The following is a 1,565-nucleotide window of genomic DNA, read 5'->3' on the forward strand; positions in this document are numbered from 1 at the left end:
GTGTTCAAGGGTGGGGTCGGCGCCATCGGCAAGGGGCGGGGCAACGCACCGGTGCAGGAGGGCCGGGGCGGGACGTTCGGGGACACCACCGAACCGGCGCTCGGCGACTCCCTCGGCAAGAAGGCGTCTGACCAGCTGGGCAGCACCCTGGAGGAAGGCGCGACGCTCGGCACCAAGATCGGAGTCGGGATCGCCCAGGACGAGGACCCTGCCGAGGCCGCCGCCCACGAGATCGCCAACTCGGCATCGAGAATCGGCGTCGGCGCGGTCGGCAAGGCCGGCCTGGGCCGCGCCGTCGACGGTCTCACCGCCAAGATCCCCATCAAGGGCCGCCCCCGGCCCGACATCGCGCCCCCGGTGCACGTGTCGCCGCCGTCCCCGCGGCCGCCCACACCCGTCGACCCGCGGCCGGCGGCCCCGGCCGGGTCCGGCCCGTCCGCCCCGGCACCCGCTCCGGTTCCCACGACAGGACCGGCCCCGGCGACCGGGCCGGCAACCGTCCCGGCACCACCGTCGGCTCCGGCCTCGGCTCCGGCACCAGTGACCGGGCCCGCGACAGTCCCCACTCCGGCACCCCCTCCGGCAGCGGTACCGGCGACAGCTCCGGCCCCGACCCCGGTGACAGGGCCACCGCCGGCACCGGCGGCCGGCGACGCAGGTGGCTAGGGCGTGTTTCGGAAGTCCGCTCTGCCCGGCGACGCCCGGTACGCACTCCCCCCACTGCCCGAAGGCACGGGAAGAGCGACCTCAGCCGCGTTGCCGGGATCGCCCCGGCACAGCCAGTACCGGAGCGACCCTCCGCCCCGCGGTCGCACGCACCGGACGCCGGCGGCCCGCCCTCCACGCGGCCGACGCCACTTCCGAAACACGCCAAAGAGGTCTCGTACACCCAGTTCTCCATCCCTGAATGGATGGACGGCATCAACCACCAGCAAGGAGTACTTCCGTGCCCAACTACAGCGTCAACTCCGACACCACGTCGTCGACCTCGCAGGCCCTGCTCAACGACTTCTCCCAGCTCCAGGACAAGCTCAACGAGGTCCGCGGCAAGATCTCCACCCTGCTCGCCGACGGCTACAGCACGCCGGCCGCGCAGCAGCGTTTCTCGCCGTTCTTCGACGAGTTCGCCAAGGGCTTCGAGCAGGTCAACCAGGGCCTGCAGGGCATCGGCCAGTACGTGAAGACCGTCGGTGAGGCCTTCGACCAGACCGACAGCCAGCTCGGCTCCGCCCTGTCCTGACCCACAGGCACCGGGCCGCCGCACGGCGATCGGCGCCGCACCCACCGCTACCCGAGAAGGACGATGAGCAGTGCGATTGACCGTCAGCGTTCGTGATCCGCGCGCCGAGGAGGTGTCCACCACCGTCGCCGTGGAGACCGAACCGACCGCCACCGCGGGCAGGTTCGCGGCCGAGCTGGCCCGCGCCGTCGGGTACGAGGGGGCCGCCGGCACCACGGTGCCGGAGCAGGCCCTGTACGCCGGCTCGAAGCTCCTCGACCCCGGGAGCACACTCCAGGCGGCGGGTGTACGGGACGGCATGGACCTGGGGCTCGGTGCTCCCGTG

At 72.9% G+C, this 1,565-nt stretch carries 2 protein-coding genes and 1 pseudogene; all 3 read left to right on the top strand.

Annotated features, from left to right (window positions below):
- A pseudogene (locus ACFWN1_RS33200) lies at positions 1 to 666 on the top strand (hypothetical protein); the annotation flags it as partial.
- A gap of 280 nt (positions 667 to 946) precedes the next feature.
- Positions 947 to 1,240 carry a WXG100 family type VII secretion target gene (locus tag ACFWN1_RS33205; RefSeq protein WP_384370468.1) on the top strand — a complete coding sequence of 98 codons (294 nt, stop codon included), beginning with the start codon at positions 947 to 949 and terminating at the stop codon, positions 1,238 to 1,240.
- A 76-nt stretch (positions 1,241 to 1,316) separates the two neighbouring features.
- The coding region (locus tag ACFWN1_RS33210) for a hypothetical protein (protein ID WP_384370471.1) at positions 1,317 to 1,565 on the top strand (249 nt) is incomplete at its 3' end.

This window comes from Streptomyces sp. NPDC058459 (genome assembly GCF_042721685.1).
Lineage (GTDB): Bacteria > Actinomycetota > Actinomycetes > Streptomycetales > Streptomycetaceae > Streptomyces.